Annotated in this window: 17 protein-coding genes and 1 pseudogene; 10 read left to right on the top strand and 8 right to left on the bottom strand. The window is 64.1% G+C overall.

Annotated elements, in window-relative coordinates; translation table 11 throughout:
- Positions 1 to 49: 49 nt before the first annotated feature.
- Entirely contained in the window at positions 50 to 652 is a 603-nt protein-coding gene (locus VG99_RS05820; protein WP_076939730.1) for a DUF3617 family protein, read from the bottom strand.
- Positions 653 to 732: 80 nt separating this feature from the next.
- Positions 733 to 1,500 carry a GntR family transcriptional regulator gene (locus VG99_RS05815; protein WP_044498778.1) on the bottom strand — a complete coding sequence of 256 codons (768 nt, stop codon included), beginning with the start codon at positions 1,498 to 1,500 and terminating at the stop codon, positions 733 to 735.
- A 205-nt stretch (positions 1,501 to 1,705) separates the two neighbouring features.
- Between VG99_RS05815 and VG99_RS05810 the strand changes: the two genes are divergently transcribed.
- Genes VG99_RS05810 through VG99_RS05800 form a run of 3 tightly spaced genes read left to right on the top strand, consistent with a single transcriptional unit; the run spans position 1,706 to position 7,427 of the window.
- Complete coding sequence (locus VG99_RS05810; protein ID WP_044498775.1) at positions 1,706 to 3,400, top strand: L-lactate permease; 1,695 nt, start codon at positions 1,706 to 1,708, stop codon at positions 3,398 to 3,400.
- A gap of 43 nt (positions 3,401 to 3,443) precedes the next feature.
- On the top strand, positions 3,444 to 4,598 hold the full coding sequence (lldD, locus tag VG99_RS05805) for an FMN-dependent L-lactate dehydrogenase LldD (protein ID WP_044498774.1): 1,155 nt from the start codon (positions 3,444 to 3,446) through the stop codon (positions 4,596 to 4,598).
- A 12-nt stretch (positions 4,599 to 4,610) separates the two neighbouring features.
- Positions 4,611 to 7,427 carry an FAD-binding and (Fe-S)-binding domain-containing protein gene (locus tag VG99_RS05800; RefSeq protein WP_044498773.1) on the top strand — a complete coding sequence of 939 codons (2,817 nt, stop codon included), beginning with the start codon at positions 4,611 to 4,613 and terminating at the stop codon, positions 7,425 to 7,427.
- A 441-nt stretch (positions 7,428 to 7,868) separates the two neighbouring features.
- Here the strand turns inward: VG99_RS05800 and VG99_RS05795 are convergent.
- From VG99_RS05795 to ahcY, 3 genes and pseudogenes are all read right to left on the bottom strand, one after another.
- Positions 7,869 to 9,014, bottom strand: a pseudogene (locus VG99_RS05795) (DEAD/DEAH box helicase); the annotation flags it as partial.
- 164 nt (positions 9,015 to 9,178) lie between these two features.
- Positions 9,179 to 10,021, bottom strand: a complete 843-nt coding sequence (metF, locus tag VG99_RS05790) for a methylenetetrahydrofolate reductase [NAD(P)H] (protein ID WP_044498771.1) — start codon at positions 10,019 to 10,021, stop codon at positions 9,179 to 9,181.
- Between the two features lie 107 nt (positions 10,022 to 10,128).
- The gene (ahcY, locus tag VG99_RS05785; protein ID WP_044498770.1) at positions 10,129 to 11,535 is read right to left on the bottom strand and encodes an adenosylhomocysteinase; all 1,407 of its coding nucleotides are present in this window, start codon (positions 11,533 to 11,535) and stop codon (positions 10,129 to 10,131) included.
- Between the two features lie 72 nt (positions 11,536 to 11,607).
- Between ahcY and VG99_RS05780 the strand changes: the two genes are divergently transcribed.
- On the top strand, positions 11,608 to 12,069 hold the full coding sequence (locus VG99_RS05780) for a c-type cytochrome (RefSeq protein WP_044498768.1): 462 nt from the start codon (positions 11,608 to 11,610) through the stop codon (positions 12,067 to 12,069).
- Positions 12,070 to 12,092: 23 nt separating this feature from the next.
- On the opposite strand, the gene metK is transcribed toward VG99_RS05780, so the two are convergent.
- A complete protein-coding gene (metK, locus tag VG99_RS05775; protein ID WP_044498767.1) occupies positions 12,093 to 13,283 on the bottom strand; it encodes a methionine adenosyltransferase in 1,191 nt (396 codons plus the stop codon).
- 46 nt (positions 13,284 to 13,329) lie between these two features.
- A complete protein-coding gene (locus tag VG99_RS05770) occupies positions 13,330 to 14,319 on the bottom strand; it encodes an ArsR/SmtB family transcription factor (protein ID WP_044501468.1) in 990 nt (329 codons plus the stop codon).
- Positions 14,320 to 14,547: 228 nt separating this feature from the next.
- Between VG99_RS05770 and tkt the strand changes: the two genes are divergently transcribed.
- The 6 genes from tkt (at position 14,548) to VG99_RS05740 (ending at position 20,870) form a co-directional block, all read left to right on the top strand.
- The gene (gene tkt, locus VG99_RS05765; RefSeq protein ID WP_044498766.1) at positions 14,548 to 16,545 is read left to right on the top strand and encodes a transketolase; all 1,998 of its coding nucleotides are present in this window, start codon (positions 14,548 to 14,550) and stop codon (positions 16,543 to 16,545) included.
- A gap of 95 nt (positions 16,546 to 16,640) precedes the next feature.
- Entirely contained in the window at positions 16,641 to 17,687 is a 1,047-nt protein-coding gene (gene epd / locus VG99_RS05760) for an erythrose-4-phosphate dehydrogenase (protein WP_044498765.1), read from the top strand.
- 26 nt (positions 17,688 to 17,713) lie between these two features.
- Positions 17,714 to 18,886 carry a phosphoglycerate kinase gene (locus tag VG99_RS05755; RefSeq protein ID WP_044498763.1) on the top strand — a complete coding sequence of 391 codons (1,173 nt, stop codon included), beginning with the start codon at positions 17,714 to 17,716 and terminating at the stop codon, positions 18,884 to 18,886.
- Between the two features lie 119 nt (positions 18,887 to 19,005).
- On the top strand, positions 19,006 to 20,070 hold the full coding sequence (gene fba / locus VG99_RS05750) for a class II fructose-bisphosphate aldolase (protein ID WP_044498762.1): 1,065 nt from the start codon (positions 19,006 to 19,008) through the stop codon (positions 20,068 to 20,070).
- Between the two features lie 52 nt (positions 20,071 to 20,122).
- Positions 20,123 to 20,389 carry a hypothetical protein gene (locus tag VG99_RS05745; protein WP_044498760.1) on the top strand — a complete coding sequence of 89 codons (267 nt, stop codon included), beginning with the start codon at positions 20,123 to 20,125 and terminating at the stop codon, positions 20,387 to 20,389.
- Positions 20,390 to 20,402: 13 nt separating this feature from the next.
- Positions 20,403 to 20,870: a hypothetical protein gene (locus VG99_RS05740; RefSeq protein ID WP_044498759.1), complete on the top strand. Its 468-nt coding sequence runs from the start codon at positions 20,403 to 20,405 to the stop codon at positions 20,868 to 20,870.
- A 192-nt stretch (positions 20,871 to 21,062) separates the two neighbouring features.
- Here VG99_RS05740 and dbpA read toward each other — a convergent pair whose 3' ends face one another.
- Positions 21,063 to 22,445, bottom strand: a complete 1,383-nt coding sequence (gene dbpA / locus VG99_RS05735; RefSeq protein ID WP_044498758.1) for an ATP-dependent RNA helicase DbpA — start codon at positions 22,443 to 22,445, stop codon at positions 21,063 to 21,065.
- Positions 22,446 to 22,465: the final 20 nt, after the last annotated feature.

Genomic DNA, 22,465 nt, shown 5'->3' with positions numbered 1-22,465 from the left:
AGCGTATGGGTATCAGTCTAGTACAGCCCGGCAGTCATGCCCGCCGGCATCAGAAGGACATGCGTTTCTCCGGTGCCATCTCCCCGCAATCGGCCTGGGTCCAGCGGGAAATTTCCTGCAGCTGCAGGCTGGTGGGTGTATCGGCGTCGGCGATGTCCGATTCGGTCTGCAGTCGAGACCGGCCGAGGAAGGAGGAGCGGATCTCGTAGCTGCTGACGATCTCTACGTGCCCCTGCATGTCGCCATGGAAGCCATCCTTACCCTGGCAGTTTCCATGCACATTGAGGGTAGAGCGATCCACGGGATGCACCGTCAACTCGCATTCAGGTACATCACGCTGGATTTCCCGTTGCATGTTCTCCAGGCGGACGAGCTCGGCGGCCTGGGGCAGGGTGATGCATTCCATCTCCACGGTGGGCTTGCCGTGGCCAATGGCCGCGTCGTCGAGTAACGCGCGGCGGTCGCTGGCAGTTCCATCCGGTAGCTGCTGCTGGGCCTGATCCAAGGTCTGGATACGACCCTCGCTCTCGATCACGATACGTTTTTCGCTACGCCAGAGGCCCGCTTCCGGTGTGGGGCTCAATTCATAGGCGTGGGTAGAGACAGCGAGTGGTAATAAAAGCACTAGCGCGGATGGGGCGCCCTTTTTCATCGAAGTCTCCTGAAAATGAATAACCCTTCATTGGGATTAATTACTATAGTCGCTCCGGTAAAAAACGCCCATTTTCAAGTTCAATGTTTTTCTCGGCGTTTTGCCCGGCTGCGTCGGTGCTCCTCCATCTGCCGTTCGGCCAGCACCTCGCGGACATAGTCGATATGTTCGCTGGCGTGGCGTCGGGCGTCATCCGCACGACCTTCGATAATGGCGTCGAGCAAGTCCCGGTGCTGACGCATCAGCATGTCCCGGGTGCTCATTCGCAGCGCATACATGCCGCCGATGTTGGTCAGTACGTTGCGCTTGAGCAGATCGAACAGGCCGCGGATGGTATGGAGCAAAATGATATTGTGACTGGCTTCGGCAATTGCAAGGTGGAATCGCGCATCGGCCGCACCTTCTTCGGTGCGGCTGCTGCCGCCTTCGCGGGCATAGCACGCCTGCAGGGTGTCGTAGGCTTTCCGCAGGTTCTGATGATCAACCTCGGTGGCCCGCAGAGCGGCGTAATAGGCGCAGTCGGCTTCCAGGGTGTGGCGGAACTCGAGGAGATCGCGGTGGGCCTCGGGATGGCCCTCGAGCAGGCCAAGTAACGGGTCGCTGAAGCTCGAGCCCAGGGTGGACGTCACGTAGTTGCCGCCACCCTGACGGCTGACCAGCAGGCCCCGGGCCGCCAATTTCTGGATTGCTTCACGCAACGACGGACGTGATACGCCGAATTGTTCGGCCAGTTGGCGTTCAGCAGGAAGGCGTTCACCCGGCTTGAGGATGCCGTCGAGCATCATCGTCTCCAGCTGTTCAACAATGTTGTCCGACAACCGCCGTTGCTGAATCTGACCAATTTCCACCCTGTCCTCCTTATTGGTCTGACCAATGATTCCAGAAGTATGCCGGCTAAATACCCCTTCGGAAAGTTTTTCTCGGGTTATGCGACCATCGTCTAGGAGATTCCGATTGACATGCTCTCTTGGCTTTTTTACGCTGACCAGCATCCCTGGATAATTGGTCTTACCAATTTGCCTGAGATCAAATAAAAACTATGGAGCATCTCGTATGTCCTCTGGTCTTCTCGCCATGCTGGCGTTCGCCCCCATTCTCCTCGCCGGCATTCTGCTGATCGGCCTGCGCTGGTCAGCTAGAACGGCGATGCCGGTGGTGTATGGCGTCACCGCCCTGATTGCCTTGTTTGCCTGGGACATGAGCCTCAACCGGGTGCTGTCGTCGACCTTGCAGGGGCTGGTCATCACTCTCAGTCTGCTGTGGATCATTTTCGGCGCCATCCTGCTGCTCAACACCCTCAAGTATTCCGGCGGTATCGCCGCCATTCGCACCGGCTTCGTTGCCATCAGTCCCGACCCGCGTATCCAGGTGGTGATCATCTGCTGGCTGTTCGGCTGCTTCATCGAGGGTGCTTCGGGGTTCGGCACCCCGGCGGCGATCGTCGCGCCCCTGTTGGTAGCCGTCGGCTTTCCGGCGATGGCCGCGGTGTTGATGGGCATGCTGCTGCAGAGCACGCCGGTATCCTTCGGGGCGGTCGGTACGCCGATCATCGTCGGGGTAACCGCCGGGGTGGATAACGTCGCCCTCGGCGAGATATTGGCGCTCGATGGGTATACCTGGACCGATTACGTGCACTGGGTGACGGTCAAGGTGGCCATCCTGCACGCCATGGTCGGCGTGATCATGCCGTCGCTCATGGTGTTGATGCTGACCCGCTATTTTGGCAAGGACAAGAGCTGGAAGGCCGGTTGGGAAGCGGTGCCCTTCGCCCTGTTCGCCGGGGTGGCCTTCGTCCTGCCCTACGTCTTGACCGGCATCCTGCTCGGGCCGGAATTCCCCTCGCTACTGGGTGGCTTGGTGGGCTTGGCCGTGGTGACGCTCTCAGCGCGGGCCGGCTTTCTGGTACCGAAGAATATCTGGCAGTTCGCGGACCGCAAGGATTGGCCGCTGAGCTGGGTGGGCACCATAGAAATGCGGGCCGAGGATCTGGGCAGTCGCCCGATGAGCAGCCTGCGCGCCTGGATCCCCTATGTGCTGGTGGGCCTGCTGCTGGTGATTACCCGGGTCTTCCCTGAGGTGACCGCCGCGCTCAAGGGCGTCGCCCTTACCTTCACCGGTATCCTCGGCGAGACCGGGATCAACGCGGGCCTGGATCCGCTGTACCTGCCCGGCGGGGTACTGGTCGCGGTGGTGCTGGCGACCTTCTTCATCCATCGCATGCGGCCAAGCGAACTGGCTCGGGCGGCACGCGAGTCCGGCGGGGTACTGCTCAGCGCCGGTTTCGTGCTGCTGTTCACCGTGCCCATGGTGCGGATCCTGATCAACTCCGGTATCAACGATGGCGGGCTGCCCAGCATGCCGGTGGCGCTGGCGCATTTCGTCGCCGATAGCGTGGGCGGCATCTATCCGCTGTTCGCCCCGGCCATCGGTGCGCTGGGGGCGTTCCTGGCCGGCTCCAACACCGTCTCCAACATGATGTTCAGCCAATTCCAGTTCGGTGTGGCCAACAGCCTGGGGCTGTCCACCGTGCTGGTGATTGCCGCCCAGGCAGTGGGGGCGGCCGCCGGCAACATGATCGCCATCCATAACGTGGTGGCCGCGTCGGCTACAGTGGGTATGTTGGGGCGCGAGGGGCTGACCTTGCGCAAGACCGCCGGGCCGACATTCTATTACGTGACCCTGGCCGGTCTGCTGACGCTGATCGGCTGTTATGTGTTGGGCCTCACCGACCCGGTAAACCTGGGTTGATGATCGGCACCGATCACTTACGACTACAAACGGGATATATTCGATGATCATCTCTGCCTCTACCGACTACCGCGCCGCCGCCGAGCGCAGGCTGCCGCCGTTCCTGTTCCATTATCTCGACGGCGGTGCCTACGCCGAACATACGCTCAAGCGCAACGTGGCCGACCTGGCCGACATCGCGCTGCGCCAGCGGGTGTTGAAGAACATGTCCGAACTGAGTCTGGAAACCCGCCTGTTCGACGAGACCCTGGCGATGCCGGTGGCGCTGGCGCCGGTCGGGTTGACCGGCATGTACGCCCGCCGTGGTGAAGTGCAGGCGGCACGCGCCGCGGCGGCCAAGGGCATTCCCTTCACGCTGTCGACGGTGTCGGTATGTCCGATCGAGGAGGTGGCGCCCGCCATCGACCGGCCCATGTGGTTCCAGCTGTATGTGCTGCGCGATCGTGGCTTCATGAAGAATGCCCTGGAGCGGGCCAAGGCGGCCGGGGTGACCACCCTGGTGTTCACCGTCGACATGCCGGTGCCGGGTGCGCGCTACCGTGACGCCCACTCCGGCATGAGCGGCGCCAACGGACCGCTGCGCCGGGTGTTGCAGGCCATGACCCACCCGCGCTGGGCGCTGGACGTCGGACTGCTGGGCCGCCCCCATGACCTGGGCAACATTTCCACCTACCGCGGCAACCCCACCGGGCTGGCCGACTACATCGGCTGGCTGGGCGCCAATTTCGACCCCTCGATCAGCTGGAAGGACCTGGAATGGATCCGCGAGTTCTGGGACGGCCCCATGGTGATCAAGGGCATTCTGGATCCTGATGATGCCCGTGATGCGGTGAGCTTTGGCGCCGATGGCATCGTGGTCTCCAACCACGGCGGTCGCCAACTCGATGGCGTGCTGTCCAGTGCCCGTGCCTTGCCGGCCATTGCCGATGCGGTCAAGGGCCAGATCAAGATCCTCGCCGACTCGGGTATCCGTACCGGGCTGGACGTGGTGCGTATGCTGGCGCTGGGCGCCGACTGCACGCTGATCGGCCGCGCCTTCATCTACGCCCTGGCCACCCACGGCGGGGCGGGGGTCACCAATTTGCTGGACCTGATTGAAAAGGAAATGCGGGTGGCCATGGTGCTGACCGGTGCCAAGTCGATCAGCGAGATCAATCCGGATCTGCTGGTGCGCGAACTGCCGCATCTGGCCCGCTGACAAGGGAACCCCATGAGCCTGCCCGCCGACTTCCTCAGCGCCGTCCGCGCACTGATCCCTGCCCAGCGGCTGTTTGATGATCCGCTCTCGACACTGGCCTTCGGCACCGATGCCAGTTTCTACCGGCTGATCCCCAAGCTGGTGGTACGGGTGGAGGCCGAAGGGGAGGTGGTAACGCTGTTGCAACTGGCCAGTCGCTTCCAGGTGCCGGTGACCTTCCGCGCGGCGGGCACCAGCCTATCGGGCCAGGCGCTCAGCGATTCGGTCCTGATCGTGCTGGGCGATCACTGGAACGGGCGGCAGATCCTGGATGGCGGGGCGCGTATCCGCCTGCAACCCGGGGTAATCGGCGCAGCGGCCAACGCGGCGCTGGCGCCGCTGCAGCGCAAGATCGGCCCCGACCCGGCGTCGATCAACGCGGCCAAGATCGGCGGCATTGTCGCCAACAATTCCAGCGGCATGTGCTGTGGCACCGCGCAGAACAGCTATCACACCCTGGCGGGCATGCGCCTGGTATTGGCCGACGGCAGCGTGCTGGATACCGAGGATCCGACCAGCGTGGCGGCGTTCCGACGCAGCCATGGGGACATGCTGAAACGCCTGGCCGAACTGGGCCGCCAGACCCGCGCTGATACAGCGCTGGCCGCGCGCATCCGCCACAAGTACCGGCTGAAGAACACCACCGGCCTGTCGCTCAATGCCCTGGTGGACTTCGACGAGCCGCTCGATATCCTCACCCACCTGATGGTCGGCTCGGAGGGCACCCTGGGCTTCATCAGTTCGGTGACCTATGACACCGTGCCTGACCATCCCCACAAGGCCAGCGCGCTGCTGGTATTTCCCGACGTCGAAACCTGCTGCCGGGCGGTACCGGTGCTCAAGCAACAGCCGGTCTCGGCAGTGGAGCTGCTGGATCGCCGTAGCCTGCGCTCGGTGCAGGATATGCAGGGCATGCCCGCCTGGGTGCGCGAGCTGTCGGCCAGTGCCTGCGCGTTGCTGGTGGAGTCGCGGGCGGCCAGCGCTACGCTGCTGGAGGAGCAGATTCTTCAGGTCATGGCGGCTGTTGAGGCGTTCCCGCGGGAGCGGCAGGTCGAGTTCAGTACCGATCCGGTGGTCTACAACCAGTTGTGGCGCATTCGCAAGGATACCTTCCCAGCAGTGGGTGCGGTGCGCGCCACCGGGACCACGGTGATCATCGAGGATGTGACCTTCCCGGTCGAGGTGCTGGCCGAAGGCGTCAATCGCCTGCTGGCGCTGTTTGATCGCCATGGTTATGCCGAGGCGATCATCTTCGGCCATGCCCTGGAGGGCAATCTGCATTTTGTCTTCACCCAGGGCTTCGACGACCCCGCCCAGGTGGCGCGCTATGAGGCCTTCATGGGCGACGTAGCGCAACTGGTGGCGGTGGAGTTCGGTGGCGCGCTGAAGGCCGAGCACGGTACCGGCCGCAACATGGCGCCCTTCGTCGAGCTGGAGTGGGGCGCCGATGCCTATGGGTTGATGTGGCAGATCAAGCGGCTGCTGGATCCGGCCGGCATCCTCAACCCGGATGTGATCCTGTCGGACGACCCCAAGATCCATCTGAAGAACCTCAAACCCCTGCCGGCCGCCGACCCCATTGTGGACAAGTGCATCGAATGCGGTTTCTGCGAACCGGTATGCCCATCCAATGGCCTGACCCTGACGCCACGGCAGCGGATCGTGATCTGGCGGGATATCCAGGCGAAGAAGCGGGCGGGTGTCGACACCCGTGAGCTGGAGCGGGCCTACCAGTACCAGGGCATCGACAGCTGCGCCGCCACCGGCCTGTGTGCCCAGCGTTGTCCGGTGGGGATCAACACTGGCGACCTGGTGCGCCAGCTGCGTGCAGACCAGGCGAGCCATGGCGCCCGGGCGGACTGGTTGGCCGGCCATTTTGCCGCCGCCCTCCAGGGCACGCGGCTGATGCTGGCAACCGCCAACACGGCGCGACGCCTGCTGGGCGCGCCGCGGTTGGAGCGGCTCAGCCGCAGTGCCCGGCAGCTGTCCGGCGGGCGCCTGCCACAATGGACGCCGGCCTTGCCGCAACCGGTGAAATGGGTGCAGGCCGGGTCACCGGGTAGCGCCGACAGGCCCAAGGTGGTGTATCTGCCGGCCTGTGTGTCACGGGTCATGGGGCCGGCAGCAGGCAGTGGCGAGCAGCAGTCGCTGTTCGACAAGACCCGCGGGCTGCTGGAGAAGGCCGGATTCGAGGTGCTGTTCCCGGATGGGCTCGATGAGCTGTGCTGTGGCCAACCCTTTGCGTCCAAGGGCTACCCGCAGCAGGGGGAGAGCAAGCGTAACGAGCTGCTTGCGGCCCTGCTGCAGGCCAGCGACCAAGGCCGTCACCCGGTCTATTGCGATACCAGCCCTTGCACCCTGCGGTTGCTGCAGGGCGAGCCGGACGGCCGCCTGCAACTCTACGATCCGGTGCGCTTTATCCGCGAGCATCTGCTCGAACGGCTGGAGTTCCAGCCCCTCGACACGCCCGTGGCGGTGCATGTGACCTGCAGCACCCAGCATCTGGGTGAGGCGGATGCGTTGTTGGCCATCGCCCGGCGCTGCAGTACCCAGGTGGTGGTACCCGAAGGCATTCACTGCTGCGGTTTTGCCGGCGACAAGGGGTTTACCCTGCCGCAATTGAACAGCCATGCGCTGCGTACCCTCAAGGGCGCGGTGGGAGTGTGCGAACAGGGGGTATCCACGAGCCGGACCTGCGAGATCGGCTTGAGCAACCACAGTGGCATCGACTATCAGGGGTTGGTGTATCTGGTGGACCGGGTGACGCGTAGGCGACCGGCTGAACACTAGGGGACGGCGGGTAGATCAACCCAAGCCAGGGGGAAGAACGGGGCAGGGAATGACGGGAGCCGGGAACCCGGAATCGGTTCCGGGCTCCCGTCGTGCTGACGCTGCTTAACTACCCAGCAGCGCCGGCTTTTCCCGCTTGCTGCGCGGGCGCGGAGCGTTTACAGCGGTTTCGGGCACGGCGCGGTTACCCAACGCCTGCAGGCGGCGCTCGCGGGCCACGGCATCATCGGGCTCGGCAATGCCCGGACGCTGCTGCGGCCGGCGCGGCTTGGCCGTGGCGCTGTTGCTGGTGTTGCTGCGCGGCTTGTCGTTGCGACCGCTCGAACTGCGCGGCTGGGCAGCGCCGGTACCGGTGCTGCGGCGCTGATTACGGCCGTTGTTGGCCGGTGCGCTGCCGCGCGGCCGCTCGGGCCGGTCGCTGTTGAGTTCGGCCTGCGCCGGCGGCACGAAGCCCTCCAGGCTGCCTTCCTCGAACTTCTGCCGGGTCAGGCGCTCGATGGCCTTGAGCAGTTTCTCCTCATCGGGGCTGACCAGGGAGACCGCCTCGCCACTACGACCGGCGCGGCCGGTACGACCGATCCGGTGGACGTAGTCCTCCGATACGTTCGGCAGCTCGAAGTTGACCACGTGGGGCAGTTGATCGATATCCAGGCCGCGGGCGGCGATATCGGTGGCCACCAGTACGCGAATCTTGTTCGCCTTGAAATCGGCCAGGGCCTTGGTGCGGGCACTCTGGCTCTTGTTGCCGTGAATGGCTGCAGCGGGCAGGCCGTTCTTGTCCAGGTATTCGGCCAGGCGGTTGGCGCCGTGCTTGGTCCGGGTGAAGACCAGGACCTGTTCCCAGGCACCCATGGTGATCAGGTGGGCAACCAGCGCCCGCTTGTGTCCGGCAGCCACGCGATATACGCGCTGCTCGATACGCTCGACCGTGGTGTTCAGCGGAGTGACCTGGATGCGCGCCGGGTTGTGCAGCAGGCGGTTGGTCAGCTCGGTGATCTCGGCCGAGAAGGTCGCGGAGAACAGCAGGTTCTGGCGCTTGGACGGCAGCTTGGCGATGACCTTCTTGACGTCGTGGATGAAGCCCATGTCGAGCATGCGGTCGGCTTCGTCCAGCACGAAAAACTGGACGGCAGACAGATCGACGGCGCGCTGGCCAACCAGGTCCAGCAGGCGGCCGGGGCAGGCTACCAGGATATCCAGGCCGGGGGCGATGGCTTTCATCTGCGGGTTGGCACCCACACCGCCGAAGATGCAGGCACTGTGCAGCTGCAGTTCTGTAGCGTAGGAGCGGATATTGTCGTGGACCTGGGCAGCCAGTTCACGGGTCGGGGTCAGCACCAGGGCGCGCACCTGACGGGGTACGCGTTTGTAATCAGCGGGGCGCTGGCCGTTGGGGAACAGCAGCTCCAGGATTGGCAGGGAGAAGCCGGCGGTCTTGCCGGTGCCGGTCTGGGCGGCGACCATCAGGTCGCGGCCTTCCAGGACGGCCGGGATGGCCTGGGTCTGGACGGGAGTAGGCGTGGTATAACCAGTGGCAGCCACGGCGCGCACCAGCGCGTCGGACAAGCCGAGAGAAGCAAAGGACATTCAGATAACCCTGTGATGGCCGTTTGCGAACAAGGACTGTCCGTGCGGCCGAAAATGAAGAGGCTGGAGTGTAACAGAAATTAACCAGCCCCACAGAAAAAGCTTGCCCATGGGCGGGAATAAGGGCAGGCCGGGTAGCGTCCCGGCCGCCCCTATAGCGCTGCTCAGGGCAGGTTGCGCAGGATCGCCAGGCTTGGTTCGGCCTGGTTCAACGTGTAGAAGTGCAGGCTCGGGGCGCCACCGGCGACCAGGCGTTCGCACATCTGGCTGATGACCTCAGTGCCGAACGCCGCGATGCTGGCGCTGTCATCGCCGTAGGACTCCAGCTGCTTGCGGATCCAGCGTGGGATTTCCGCACCGCAGGCGTCAGAGAAGCGCGACAGGCTGGTGTAGTTGGTGATCGGCATGATCCCCGGCACGATCGGCAGGTCGACGCCGGCCCGGCGCACCCGGTCGACGAAATGGAAGTAGCAGTCGGCATTGAAGAAGTACTGGGTAATCGCGCTGTTGGCCCCAGCCTTGGCCTTGCGCACGAAATTCTCCAGGTCCGCCTCGAAGTTGCGTGCCTGCGGGTGGGCCTCGGGATAGGCCGCGACTTCGATGATGAAGTGATCGCCAGTCTCCTCGCGGATGAATTCCACCAGCTCGTTGGCGTAGCGCAGTTCACCGGAGGCGCGGCCCATACCGGAGGGCAGGTCGCCCCGCAGGGCGACGATGCGGCGGATGCCCGCGGCGCGATATTGCTGCAGCAACGCGCGCAGGTCCTCCTTGCTGTCGCCGACGCAGGACAAGTGCGGCGCCGTCGGGATCTTCACCTGCTGGTCCAGCTGCAGCACGGTATTGATGGTGCGGTCACGGGTCGAGCCCCCGGCGCCGTAGGTCACCGAGAAGAACTCCGGTTGCTGGTCAGCCAGGACATGGGCCGCCGCGATCAGTTTTTCATGGCCAGCTTCGGTCTTGGTTGGAAAGAACTCGAAGCTGACGGGAATGCTTTTATTGGTCGTCATGACGCGTCTCTTCTCAAGCGGCTAGCCACCAGCTGCCAGCGACAAGCTGATCGTGCTGGATGCACGGCCGGCTTGCAGCCTGTCGCTGATGGCTAGCTGCTGCTTTTTCAGTAGCGGTAGGTGTCCGGCTTGAACGGGCCATTGACCGGTACGCCGATATAGTCAGCCTGCTGCTGGGTCATGCGGGTGATGACGCCGCCGAAACCCTTGACCATTTCCAGTGCCACTTCCTCGTCCAGTTCCTTGGGCAACACTTCCACGCGCAACAGGTCGGCCTTGGCCGCGGCATCTAGGTTGGCGTAGCCCTGCTTGAACAGGTGGATCTGTGCCAGCACCTGGTTGGCGAAGGAACCGTCCATGATGCGGCTGGGGTGGCCGGTAGCGTTGCCCAGGTTGACCAGACGGCCTTCGGCCAGCAGGATCAGGTAATCATCATTAGCCGGATCGAAGTTGTCCTTGCCGGTGCGGTGGATTTTGTGCACCTGCGGCTTGACCTCTTCCCAGTACCAGTTCTTGCGGGTGAAGGCGGTGTCGATCTCATTGTCGAAGTGGCCGATGTTGCACACCACGGCGCGCTTCTTCAGCGCCTTGAGCATGTTGGCATCACAGACGTTGACGTTGCCGGTGGTGGTGACGATCAGGTCGATATTGCCCAGCAGCTCGCGGTTGATGCAGGCCTCGGTGCCGTCGTTGATGCCGTCGATATAGGGCGAAGTCACCTCGAAACCGTCCATGCAGGCCTGCATGGCACAGATCGGGTCAGCTTCGGCCACGCGCACTATCATGCCTTCCTGGCGCAGGGACTGGGCCGAGCCCTTGCCCACATCGCCGTAACCGATGACCAGCGCCTTCTTGCCGGACAGCAGGTGGTCGGTGGCACGCTTGATGGCGTCGTTGAGGCTGTGACGGCAGCCGTACTTGTTGTCGTTCTTGCTCTTGGTGACCGAGTCGTTGACGTTGATCGCCGGGACTTTCAGGGTGCCCTTCTTCAGCATCTCAAGCAGGCGATGCACGCCGGTGGTGGTTTCCTCGGTAACGCCGTGGACGTTCTCCAGCACCTGGGGGTACTTCTCGTGCAGGATCAGGGTCAGGTCACCGCCGTCGTCCAGCACCATGTTGGCATTCCAGGGCTGGCCATCCTTGAGGATGGTCTGCTCGATGCACCACTCGTACTCTTCCTCGGTCTCACCCTTCCAGGCAAACACCGGAATGCCGGCCGCGGCGATGGCAGCCGCCGCATGATCCTGGGTGGAGAAGATGTTGCACGAGGACCAGCGCACTTCAGCGCCGAGGGCCACCAGGGTCTCGATCAGCACGGCGGTCTGGATGGTCATGTGGATGCAACCCAGGATGCGCGCGCCCTTGAGCGGCTGCTCGGCCTGGTACTTGCGACGCATGGCCATCAGCGCCGGCATCTCGGATTCGGCGATGATGATTTCGCGACGGCCGTAGTCGGCCAGGCTGATGTCAGCCACCTTGTAGTCGGCGAAATTGCTCTGGATAACTGCGCTCATACTTTTCTCCAATCAGTTTCTGGTGGAAGACGCGTTAAGATAGCGCCTTCAATATTTCCAAGGGATGTAACGATGTTCGCTGTTCCAAACCCCAAAATTCTGTTGCTGGCCGCCTGCGGCCTGACCCTGGTTGGCTGTGCGGCCGAGACCGATCCCGATTCGCCGGAAGGCAAGCGCCAGGCGGCGTTCCAGACGTTCCTCGAACACAGCGAGCCGATGGGCGGCATGCTCCGTGACCGCCTGCCCTTCGATGGCGAGGCCTTTGCTGTCCATGCCCAGGCCCTGGCGGCCAATGTCGAAGCGCCCTGGGCGCACTTCCCCGAGCCGGGCGACACCAAGCAGAAGCATGATGCGCTGCCCGAGGTCTGGACCAACCCCGAGGGCTTTGCCCAGGCGATCGATCGTTACCGCAAGGCGGTAGCCGAGCTGGCTGCGGTCACCGAGCAGGGCGTGGAAACGCCTGAACAGGTAACCCCAGCCTTCGCCGCCGTGCAGCAGAGCTGCAAGGGCTGCCACGACAATTTCCGCCGCTGATTCCCGGGCGGATGCTGCTGCGGTCAGACCTTGGCGTCTGAGCGCAGCGCCTCGGCCTTGTCCGTCTTCTCCCAGGGGAAGGCGGTGAAGGTGTCATTACCCACGGTCATCTCGAACGGGTTGCGACCGAAATGACCGTAGGCCGCGGTGGCGCGGTACATCGGGTGCAGCAGGTCGAGCATGCGGGTGATCGCATAGGGCCGCAGGTCGAAGTGTTCCCGCACCAACTTCACGATCTGCTCATCACTGATCTTGCCGGTACCGAAGGTGTTGACCGACATCGAGGTCGGCTGGGCCACGCCGATGGCGTAGGACACCTGGATCTCGCAACGCTCGGCGAGGCCGGCGGCGACAATGTTCTTGGCTACGTAGCGCCCGGCATAGGCGGCGCTGCGGTCAACCTTGGACGGATCCTTGCCGGAGAAGGCGCCACCACCATGGCGGGCCATGCCGCCGTAGGTGTCGACAATGATCTTGCGCCCGGTCAGGCCGCAGTCACCCACCGGCCCGCCGATAACGAACTTGCCGGTCGGGTTGATGTGGTACTGGGTGTCGGCATGCAGCAGCTCGGCCGGAATCACGTGCTTGATGATGGTCTCCATCACCGCCTCACGGAGGTCGGCCTGCTCGATGTCCGGGTTGTGCTGGGTCGACAGCACGATGGCGTCGATGCCCACCACCTTGCCATTGTCATAGCGGCAGGTGACCTGGGACTTGGCATCCGGGCGCAGCCAGTTGAGCATGCCGTTCTTGCGCACCTCGGCCTGGCGCTCGACCAGCCGGTGGGCGAAGGTGATGGGGGCGGGCATCAGCACATCGGTCTCGTTGCTGGCGTAGCCGAACATCAGGCCCTGGTCACCGGCACCCTGGTCTTCCGGCTTCTGCCGGTCGACACCCTGGGCGATATCGGGTGACTGCTTGCCGATGATGTTGATCACGCCGCAGGTATCGGCGTCGTAACCGACCTCGGAGGAGGTGTAGCCGATATCCTTGATGACGCTGCGCACCAGGTCCTCCAGGTCGACCCAGGCGCTGGTGGTGATCTCGCCACCAACGATGGCAACCCCGGTTTTCACCATGGTTTCGCAGGCCACGCGGGCAAATTTATCCTCGGCGAGAATGGCATCCAGCACTGCGTCGGAAATCTGGTCGGCCAGCTTGTCCGGATGGCCTTCGGAGACCGATTCGGAGGTGAAAATCGAGTATTCGCTCATGGTCACAGCCCTTTCGTTGACAGGGGACGGGCAGCGCGGTGACGCATCACCGGAGGCCCTTGGTAAATTGTTGCAGCTGGATCTGGAAACCGTTGCGCAGGCCCATGTACAGGCTGCTGCCGATCTCCAGTCCGGCGTTGCCAGCCCAGCGGGCCAGGTCGTCCTGATCAAAGCCCAGCCAGAGATCCCCGCAGGTATCCCTTACCCAGCTCTGGTCGTGACTGCACAGCTCGGTCAGCACCAGGGTGCCGCCCGGCTTGAGCAGGTCGGCGAAGCGGCGCAGCGCCTCGGCCGGGGCCGGCATGTGGTGCAGCACCATATTGCTCACCAGGCAATCCGCGGCCGGCAGCGCCTGGGGCTGCAAGGCATCGGCCAGCAGGCAGTCGACATTATCCAGGCCCGCATCGACACACTGCTGCCGCGCCCGCTCCAGCATAGCCGGCGCGTTATCCAGCGCCAGCACCCGGTCGAAGCGGCGCGCCAGATCCGGCAGAAAACCGCCTTCACCGGGGCCCACTTCGATGGCCAGTTCGGTGGCCGGCAGGGCCAGGCTGTCAATCAGCCCCAGCAGCGGTTCCCGATACAGGCCGAAATGGGCGATCAGATCCTGTTGAGCTGGGGTGCCGTCGGCAAAGCGGGCAAAGAACTGCCGGGACACCTCGCCGCGCTGGCTGTGGACCGCCGCAATCGCCTCGCTCAGCGCCGGTTCCAGGGGCAGGGCATCGAGGCCGTTCAACAGTTGCTCATGCAGCTGGCGCCAGTGGCTGCCGGCATCGGGCAGGCTGCGCCGATAGAAGATCGAGTTGCCCTCGCGGCGGGTTCGCACCAGGTCGGCGGTGGCCAATACCTTCAAATGGTGACTGATGCCTGACTGCCGCATGCCGAAAATCTGCGCCAGCTCCAGTACGCCAAAGGAATCGGTGCGTAATGCCCGCAGGATATCCAGGCGCAATTGATCACCGGCCGCCTTGCAGAACAGGGCCAGGTGTTCGGTGGCGGAGTCACTGCGGGGCAAAAGCCGTGCTGGTTCATTCATGCCGGGCAGTGTAGTGAAGCCCCCGACCAAGCGCAATGCCTATATCAAAATATTTTGATATAGGTGGTCGGCCAGGCCCATTCGTCTCGCAAAGAGGGTGTTTAGGCCAGGGTGTCGGGGTTTTCATTGCCCGTAGCCCCAGTTTGGGCGAAAATGCCCGCCTTTATTTCCCGGCCTGCCGACCTTCATCCCGGTTCGCCCTCTGTCTTGAAATCACAGGAGTAGTCCATGCCCAGTCGTCGTGACCGAGCCAATGCCATTCGTGCCCTCAGCATGGATGCGGTGCAGAAAGCCAACAGCGGCCATCCGGGTGCGCCCATGGGTATGGCGGATATCGCCGAGGTGCTGTGGCGCGACTTCATGAAGCACAACCCGGCCAACCCCAAGTGGGCTGACCGCGATCGCTTCGTGTTGTCCAACGGCCATGGCTCCATGCTGATCTATTCGTTGTTGCATCTGACCGGCTATGACCTGTCGATTGATGATCTGAAGAACTTCCGCCAGCTGCACAGCAAGACCCCGGGCCATCCGGAGCTGGGTTACACCCCGGGCGTGGAAACCACCACCGGCCCGCTGGGCCAGGGCATTGCCAACGCGGTGGGCTTCGCCCTCGCGGAAAAGATCATGGCCGCCCAGTTCAACCGCCCCGGCCACAACATCGTCGATCACGACACCTACGTGTTCCTCGGCGACGGTTGCATGATGGAAGGCATCTCCCATGAAGTCTGCTCCCTGGCCGGTACCCTGGGCCTGAGCAAGCTGACCGCCTTCTATGACGATAACGGCATCTCCATCGATGGCGAAGTGCATGGCTGGTTCACCGACGACACCCCGCGCCGTTTCGAGTCCTACGGCTGGCAGGTGATCCGCAACGTCAACGGGCACGATGCCGACGAGATCAAGACTGCCATCGAGACCGCGCGCAAGAGCGACAAGCCGACCCTGATCTGCTGCAAGACGGTGATCGGCTTCGGCTCGCCGAACAAGCAGGGCAAGGAGTCCTCCCACGGCGCCGCCCTGGGTGAAGCAGAGATTGCCCTGACCCGTGAAGCGCTGGGCTGGAAGCATGGCCCCTTCGAAATTCCCGCCGATATCTATGCGGAGTGGGACGCCAAGGACGCCGGTAGCCAGGCCGAGCAGCAGTGGAACGAGAAATTTGCCGCCTACCAGGCCGAATTCCCCGAGCTGGCCGCCGAGTTCACCCGCCGCATGGCCGGCGAGCTGCCCGCGGACTTCGACGAGAAGGCCTCCGCCTATATCCGCGCGGTGGCCGAGAAGGGCGAGAACATCGCCAGCCGCAAGGCCAGCCAGAACTGCCTGAACGCCTTCGGCCCGCTGCTGCCGGAGCTGCTGGGCGGCTCGGCCGACCTGGCCGGCTCCAACCTGACCCTGTGGGACGGCTGCAAGCCGGTGGTCGAAGAAGACGCCTCGGGCAACTACATGTACTACGGCGTGCGCGAGTTCGGTATGGCCGCGATCATGAATGGCGTGGCCCTGCATGGCGGCCTGATTCCCTACGGTGCGACCTTCCTGATGTTCATGGAATACGCGCGTAACGCGGTACGCATGTCGGCGCTGATGAAGCAGCGGGTGATCTACGTGTTCACCCATGACTCCATCGGCCTGGGCGAAGACGGCCCGACCCACCAGCCGGTCGAGCAATTGACCAGCTTGCGCACCACGCCGAACCTGGATACCTGGCGCCCGGCCGATACCGTCGAGTCGGCGGTGGCCTGGAAGCACGCATTGCAGCGCCAGGACGGCCCCAGCGCCCTGATTTTCTCGCGCCAGAACCTGCCGTGCCATCTGCGCGACCACGAAACCGAGGCGGCCATCGCCCGTGGCGGTTATGTGCTCAAGGGTTGTGAGGGCGAGCCGGAACTGATTCTGATCGCCACCGGTTCGGAAGTCGGGCTGGCCATGCAGGTCTGGGAAAAGCTCACCGAGCAGGGCCGCCAGGTCCGCGTGGTGTCCATGCCCTGTACCAGCGTATTCGACCAGCAGGACGCCGAATACCGCCAGGCCGTACTGCCGCTGGAAGTCGGCGCGCGGATCGCCATCGAAGCGGCTCATGCCGATTACTGGTACAAGTACGTGGGTCTGGATGGTCGCATCGTCGGCATGCACACCTACGGCGAGTCGGCCCCGGCAGGCCAGCTGTTCGAGGAGTTCGGCTTTACCGTCGACAACATCCTGGCGGTGGCTGAAGAGCTGCTGGAAGACTGACCCCAGCGGCAAGCGACAAGCGGCAGGCGCCAAGCTGAACCTATGTAGCTTGCGCTTGCCACTTTCGGCTTGCGGCTTCAACCGAGCTGCTGACCATGCCCTCGAGTCACCGCCCCCTGCGCATCGCCCTCAACGGTTACGGCCGTATCGGGCGCTGTGTGCTGCGTGCACTGCATGAACGTGGCGGCAGCGATATGCAGATTGTCGCCCTCAACGACCTGGCCGATCAGGCCAGTGTCGAGTATCTCACCCGCTTCGATTCGACCCACGGGCGCTTCCCCGGGGAAGTACGGGTGGAAGGGGACTGCCTGCACATCAACGGCCAGTGCGTGCAGGTGCTCTGCGCACCCCGTCCCGAGGATGTCGACTGGCAGGCGCTGGATATCGACCTGCTGCTGGAGTGTTCAGGGCAGTACACTTCCCGCGAGGATGCCGAGCGATTCCTTGCGGCCGGTGCGCCGCGGGTGCTGTTCTCCCAGCCGATGGCCAATGCCGCCGCCGTGGACACCACGCTGGTCTACGGCGTCAATCACCAGACGCTGGATCCCGAGGCCCGCCTGGTCTCCAACGCCTCCTGCACCACCAATGCGAGCGTGCCGGTGCTGCGCCTGCTCGATGAACTGATCGGCCTGGACTACGTCTCCATCACCACCATCCACTCGGCGATGAATGACCAGCCGGTGATCGACGCCTATCATCATGCCGACCTGCGCCGGACGCGCTCGGCATTCCAGTCGGTGATCCCGGTGTCCACCGGTCTGGCCCGCGGTATAGAGCGGTTGCTGCCGGAGTTGGCGGGGCGCGTCGAGGCCAAGGCGATCCGCGTGCCGACGGTCAACGTCTCGGCGCTGGATATCACCCTGCAGACCCGGCGCGATACCAGCGCGGCAGAAGTGAACCGTCTGCTCAAATCCGCGTCTGAGTCTCAGTATCGTGGGCTGCTGGACTATACCGAGCTGCAGCACGCCAGTTGTGACTTCAACCATGACCCGCATTCCGCCATTGTCGACGGCAGTCAGACCCGGGTGGCCGGCCCACGGCTGGTCAATCTGCTGGTGTGGTTCGATAACGAATGGGGCTTCGCCAACCGCATGCTGGATGTGGCGGAGTTCTGGTTGCGGCAAGCGAATCGGCAAGATTGATCAATAATTCGACAAGGAACCCCTGAATGACCGTACTCACCATGAATGAGCTGGATCTCCAAGGCCAGCGGGTGCTGATCCGTGAAGACCTGAACGTGCCGATCAAGGACGGCCAGGTCAAGAGCGATGCGCGTATTCTGGCCGCCCTGCCGACCATCAAGTTGGCGCTGGAGAAGGGCGCCGCGGTGTTGGTCTGTTCACACCTGGGCCGCCCCGAGGAGGGCGTTTTCAGTGAGGAAAACAGCTTGGCGCCGGTCGCTGATTATTTGAGCAAGGCGCTGGGCCGCGACGTACCGCTGGTGCGGGACTATCTGGGTGGTGTGCAGGTGGAGCCGGGCCAGGTGGTACTGCTGGAGAACGTACGGTTCAACCCCGGCGAGAAGAAGAACACCGACGGGCTGGCGCAGCAGTATGCTGCTCTGTGCGACGTCTTCGTGATGGACGCCTTCGGCACGGCGCACCGCGCCCAGGGCTCCACCCATGGCGTGGCCAAGTTCGCCAAGGTCGCCTGTGCCGGCCCGCTGCTGGCGGCCGAGCTGGAGGCCCTGGGCAAGGCGCTGGACCGGCCGGCCAAGCCGATGGCAGCCATTGTCGCCGGCTCCAAGGTGTCGACTAAACTGGATGTACTCAACGCCCTCGCGGAAAAGTGCGACCAGCTGATTGTCGGCGGCGGCATCGCCAACACCTTCCTGGCCGCTGCCGGCCTGCCGGTCGGCAAGTCGCTGTACGAGGCGGACCTGGTGGACACGGCGAAAGCCATCGCCGCCAAGGTCAGCGTGCCGTTGCCGGTGGATGTGGTGGTGGCCAAGGCCTTCGCCGAGGACGCCGAAGCGACCGTCAAGCTGGTGGCCGAGGTAGCTGAGGACGACATGATCCTGGATATCGGCCCGCAGACGGCTGCCCAGTTTGCCGAACTGCTGAAATCCGCCGGCACCATCCTGTGGAATGGCCCGGTCGGGGTGTTCGAATTCGATCAGTTCGGTGAGGGTACCAAGGCCCTGGCCCAGGCCATTGCCGACAGTGATGCCTTCTCGATTGCCGGCGGCGGCGATACCCTGGCGGCCATCGACAAGTATGGCGTAGCCGAGCGTATTTCCTATATTTCCACCGGTGGTGGCGCCTTCCTGGAGTTCGTGGAAGGCAAGGTCCTGCCTGCGGTAGAAGTGCTGGAGCTTCAAGCTGCCAGCGCCAAGCTGTAAGCTGTTCGCAGGATCAGCGTTTTATATGGCAGGCGGCCGGGTAGTCGCCGCTTGCTGCTTGAGGCTTGGAGCTTATGGCTTGAAGCTTTGTCGGATATTCATTTACGGAGAGAAAGATCATGGCTTTGATCAGCATGCGCCAGCTGCTGGACCACGCCGCCGAGCACGGCTACGGCGTCCCGGCCTTCAACGTCAACAACCTGGAACAGATGCGCGCCATCATGGAAGCGGCCGACAAGACCGACTCGCCGGTGATCGTGCAGGCCTCCGCCGGTGCCCGCAAGTATGCCGGTGCGCCTTTCCTGCGCCACCTCATCCTGGCCGCCATTGAAGAATTCCCCCACATTCCGGTGTGCATGCACCAGGACCACGGCACCAGCCCGGCGGTCTGCCAGCGCTCCATTCAGCTGGGCTTTTCCTCGGTGATGATGGACGGTTCCCTGGGTGAGGACGGCAAGACGCCGACCGATTACCAGTACAACGTCGATGTGACCCGTCGCACCGTCGAGATGGCCCATGCCTGCGGCGTGTCCGTGGAAGGCGAGCTGGGTTGCCTGGGCAGCCTGGAAACTGGACAGGCCGGCGAAGAGGACGGCATCGGTGCCGAAGGGATCCTGGACCACAGCCAGATGCTGACCGACCCGGAAGAGGCGGCTGACTTCGTCAAGCAGACCAAGGTGGACGCCCTGGCCATCGCCATCGGCACCAGCCACGGCGCTTACAAGTTCACCAAGCCGCCGACAGGTGACATCCTGGCGATCGACCGCATCAAGGCGATCCATGAGCGCATCCCCAACACCCACCTGGTCATGCATGGCTCCTCCTCGGTGCCGCAGGAGTGGCTGGCGATCATCAACGAGTACGGTGGCGACATCAAGGAAACCTACGGTGTGCCGGTCGAGGAGATCGTCGAAGGCATCAAGTACGGCGTGCGCAAGGTGAACATCGACACCGACCTGCGCCTGGCCTCCACCGGCGCCATCCGCCGCTACATGGCCCAGCACCCGAGCGAGTTCGACCCGCGCAAATTCTTCAGTGAAACGGTCAAGGCCATGCGCGACGTCTGTATCGCCCGTTACGAAGCCTTCGGCACCGCCGGCCATGCATCCAGCATCAAGCCGATCAACCTCGAGACCATGTACCAGCGCTACGCCAGCGGCGAGCTGGACCCCAAGGTCAACTGATCCGTGCTGGCGCCGGGCACCCGTCCCGGCGCCCCTTACGCGAGTCCGACACATGCATTCATCCGATGAGGCGCCTGATGACGCCTTCGCCCATGAAAAGCTGCTCGAGGCGGTCGAGAATCAGCTGATCGCCGGCGAGCCGCCGGCTACCCAGGCAACCTTGAACAAGCTGACCCTGGTGGGCTATGAGCGCGAGGAGATCCTGAGCCTGATGGCCCAGGTGCTGGCGCACCATATCAATCTCATGCTGGAGCAGGACGCACCCTTCGATCTGCAGGGGTACGAGCAGTCCCTGCGCAACCTGCCGGACCTGCCCTGACAAGGAATAGACAATGTCACCGGTTGCTGTACTGCGAGTTATCGTTTTCTATCTGCTGGCCGTCCTGGTGGCGGTCGTCCTCGGTTGCCTGGTACAGGCCCAGCTCCAGCTGGCGGGCACGTCTGCCCCGCAGGTGCCGGTCAGCCTGACCGAGCGGCTCACCCAGGCGTGGCCGGCGCTGCTTGGCTTCGGTCAGGCCTTCGCCCTGCTGGTAGCCGTGGCATTTGGGTGCTTGCTGCCGGTGGCCGCCGGGCTGTCGCGCATATTCCGGCCCTGGCGCTGGCTGTTGTTTGCCCTGGCGGGCGCTGGTGGCGTCTGGGCGGGCTTCAAGCTCAGCGCGATGTATCTGCCGGGCTTCATCGTCGCCCCGGAGCAGGACTGGGGCTTGGTCGCCCTGCTGATCGCGGCGGCCGTGGGAAGCTGGTTATTCGGTCGGCTGACCCGTCCCAAGGCCAGGCGCGGGTTGCGCGTGCTGGGCTGAGGTCGTTATCGCGGCGGGGCGCCGCTCCTACAAAAACCGTAGTACTATCTGAGTGCATCGGTAGGGGCGGCGCCCCGCCGCGATGGCGTCGCAGAACGCCTCGCCCTTCAGGACCCTAGCACCGGTTACGGCAAACCCGGTTGTTTGCAGCAGCGGCGCTTCGCCGCGATGGGGTTGCCCGGACGAGCGTCCCTACAACAACCGCACCTTGAACCGCCGCCCCTTGATCTTGCCTTCCTCCAAACGCTCCAGCGCCGTATTTGCCATATCCCAGCGCACCGCGACCAACGCCTGAAAATCACTGATGCTGATCTTGCCGATGGCGTCGCCCGGCAGCCCGGCTTCGCCGGTCAGCGCCCCGAGCAGGTCACCGGGGCGCACCTTGTCCTTGCGCCCGCCGCCAATGGCCAGAGTACGCATGGGTGGCAGCAGCGGTTTGTCGAGCCGCTCCGGCAACTGGTCCAGGTCATGCCAGGGCAGCGGCTGGCCGAGTTGCTGCTCGATGCTGCGCGCACGCCCCTGTTCCGCCGGGGCGACCAGGCTCAGGGCCAGGCCGGGCTGGCCGGCGCGTCCACTGCGGCCGATGCGGTGGGTGTGTACCGCAGGGTCGGGAGACAGTTCGGCGTTGATGACCGCGGCGACCCCCTCCACGTCAATGCCCCGGGCCGCTACGTCGGTGGCGACCAGCACGCTGCAGCTCTGGTTGGCGAACAGGGCCAGCACCTGGTCCCGTTCCCGCTGTTCCATCTCCCCGTGCAGCGCCTGGGCGCTCACGCCGTTGGTGGACAGCAACTGCTGCAGCTGCTGGCACTGCTGGCGGGTATGGCAGAACACGATGCAGGGTTGGGGCCGCTCCGCCGCCAGCAACCGCAACACGGCATTCATCCGGTCCTCGCCAGTGGTTTCATAGAAGCGCTGGGTGATGGGGTTGACCGGCTCGGCTTCGGTGATGATCACCTGCTGCGGTTCGCGCAGAAACTGCCCGGCCAGGCGCTCGATGCCGGGCGGGTAGGTGGCCGAGAACAGCAGGGTCTGGCGGCGCTCCGGCGTCGCCTCGATGATCTCGCTGATGCTGTCGATAAACCCCATATCGAGCATGCGGTCGGCCTCGTCCAGCACCAGGCAGTTGAGCCGGTCCAGGGCCAGGGTGCCGCGCTGCAGGTGGTCCCGGATGCGTCCCGGGGTGCCGACGATAATGTGCGCGCCCTGTTCCAGCGAGGCAGCCTGGGGGCCGAACGGCGTGCCGCCGCTGAGCGTGACGATCTTGATATTCGGAACGCCGCGAGCCAGGGCCCGCAGGGCCGTGGTGGTCTGCCCGGCAAGCTCCCGAGTCGGGCTGAGTACCAGGGCCTGACAACCGAAAAAGGCGGGATTGAGGGGTGCCAGCAGGCCGATGCCGAAGGCTGCGGTCTTGCCGCTGCCGGTCCGCGAGCGGGCGATCAGGTCCTGCCCGGCCAGGATCACCGGCAGCGCCGCCGCCTGCACCGGCGTCATGCTCTGATAACCCAGATGCTCGATGGTAGAGAGCAGGGAAGGGGGCAGCGGGAGGGAAGAGAAAACGCTACTGGTAGTCACGGTGGCGGCCTGTTGGAAAT

This window comes from Pseudomonas saudimassiliensis, assembly GCF_000939975.1.
GTDB classification, from domain to species: Bacteria; Pseudomonadota; Gammaproteobacteria; order Pseudomonadales; family Pseudomonadaceae; genus Halopseudomonas; species Halopseudomonas saudimassiliensis.
The sequence above is the reverse complement of the archived record's forward strand: the minus strand, read 5'-3'. Positions and strand labels throughout refer to the sequence as shown.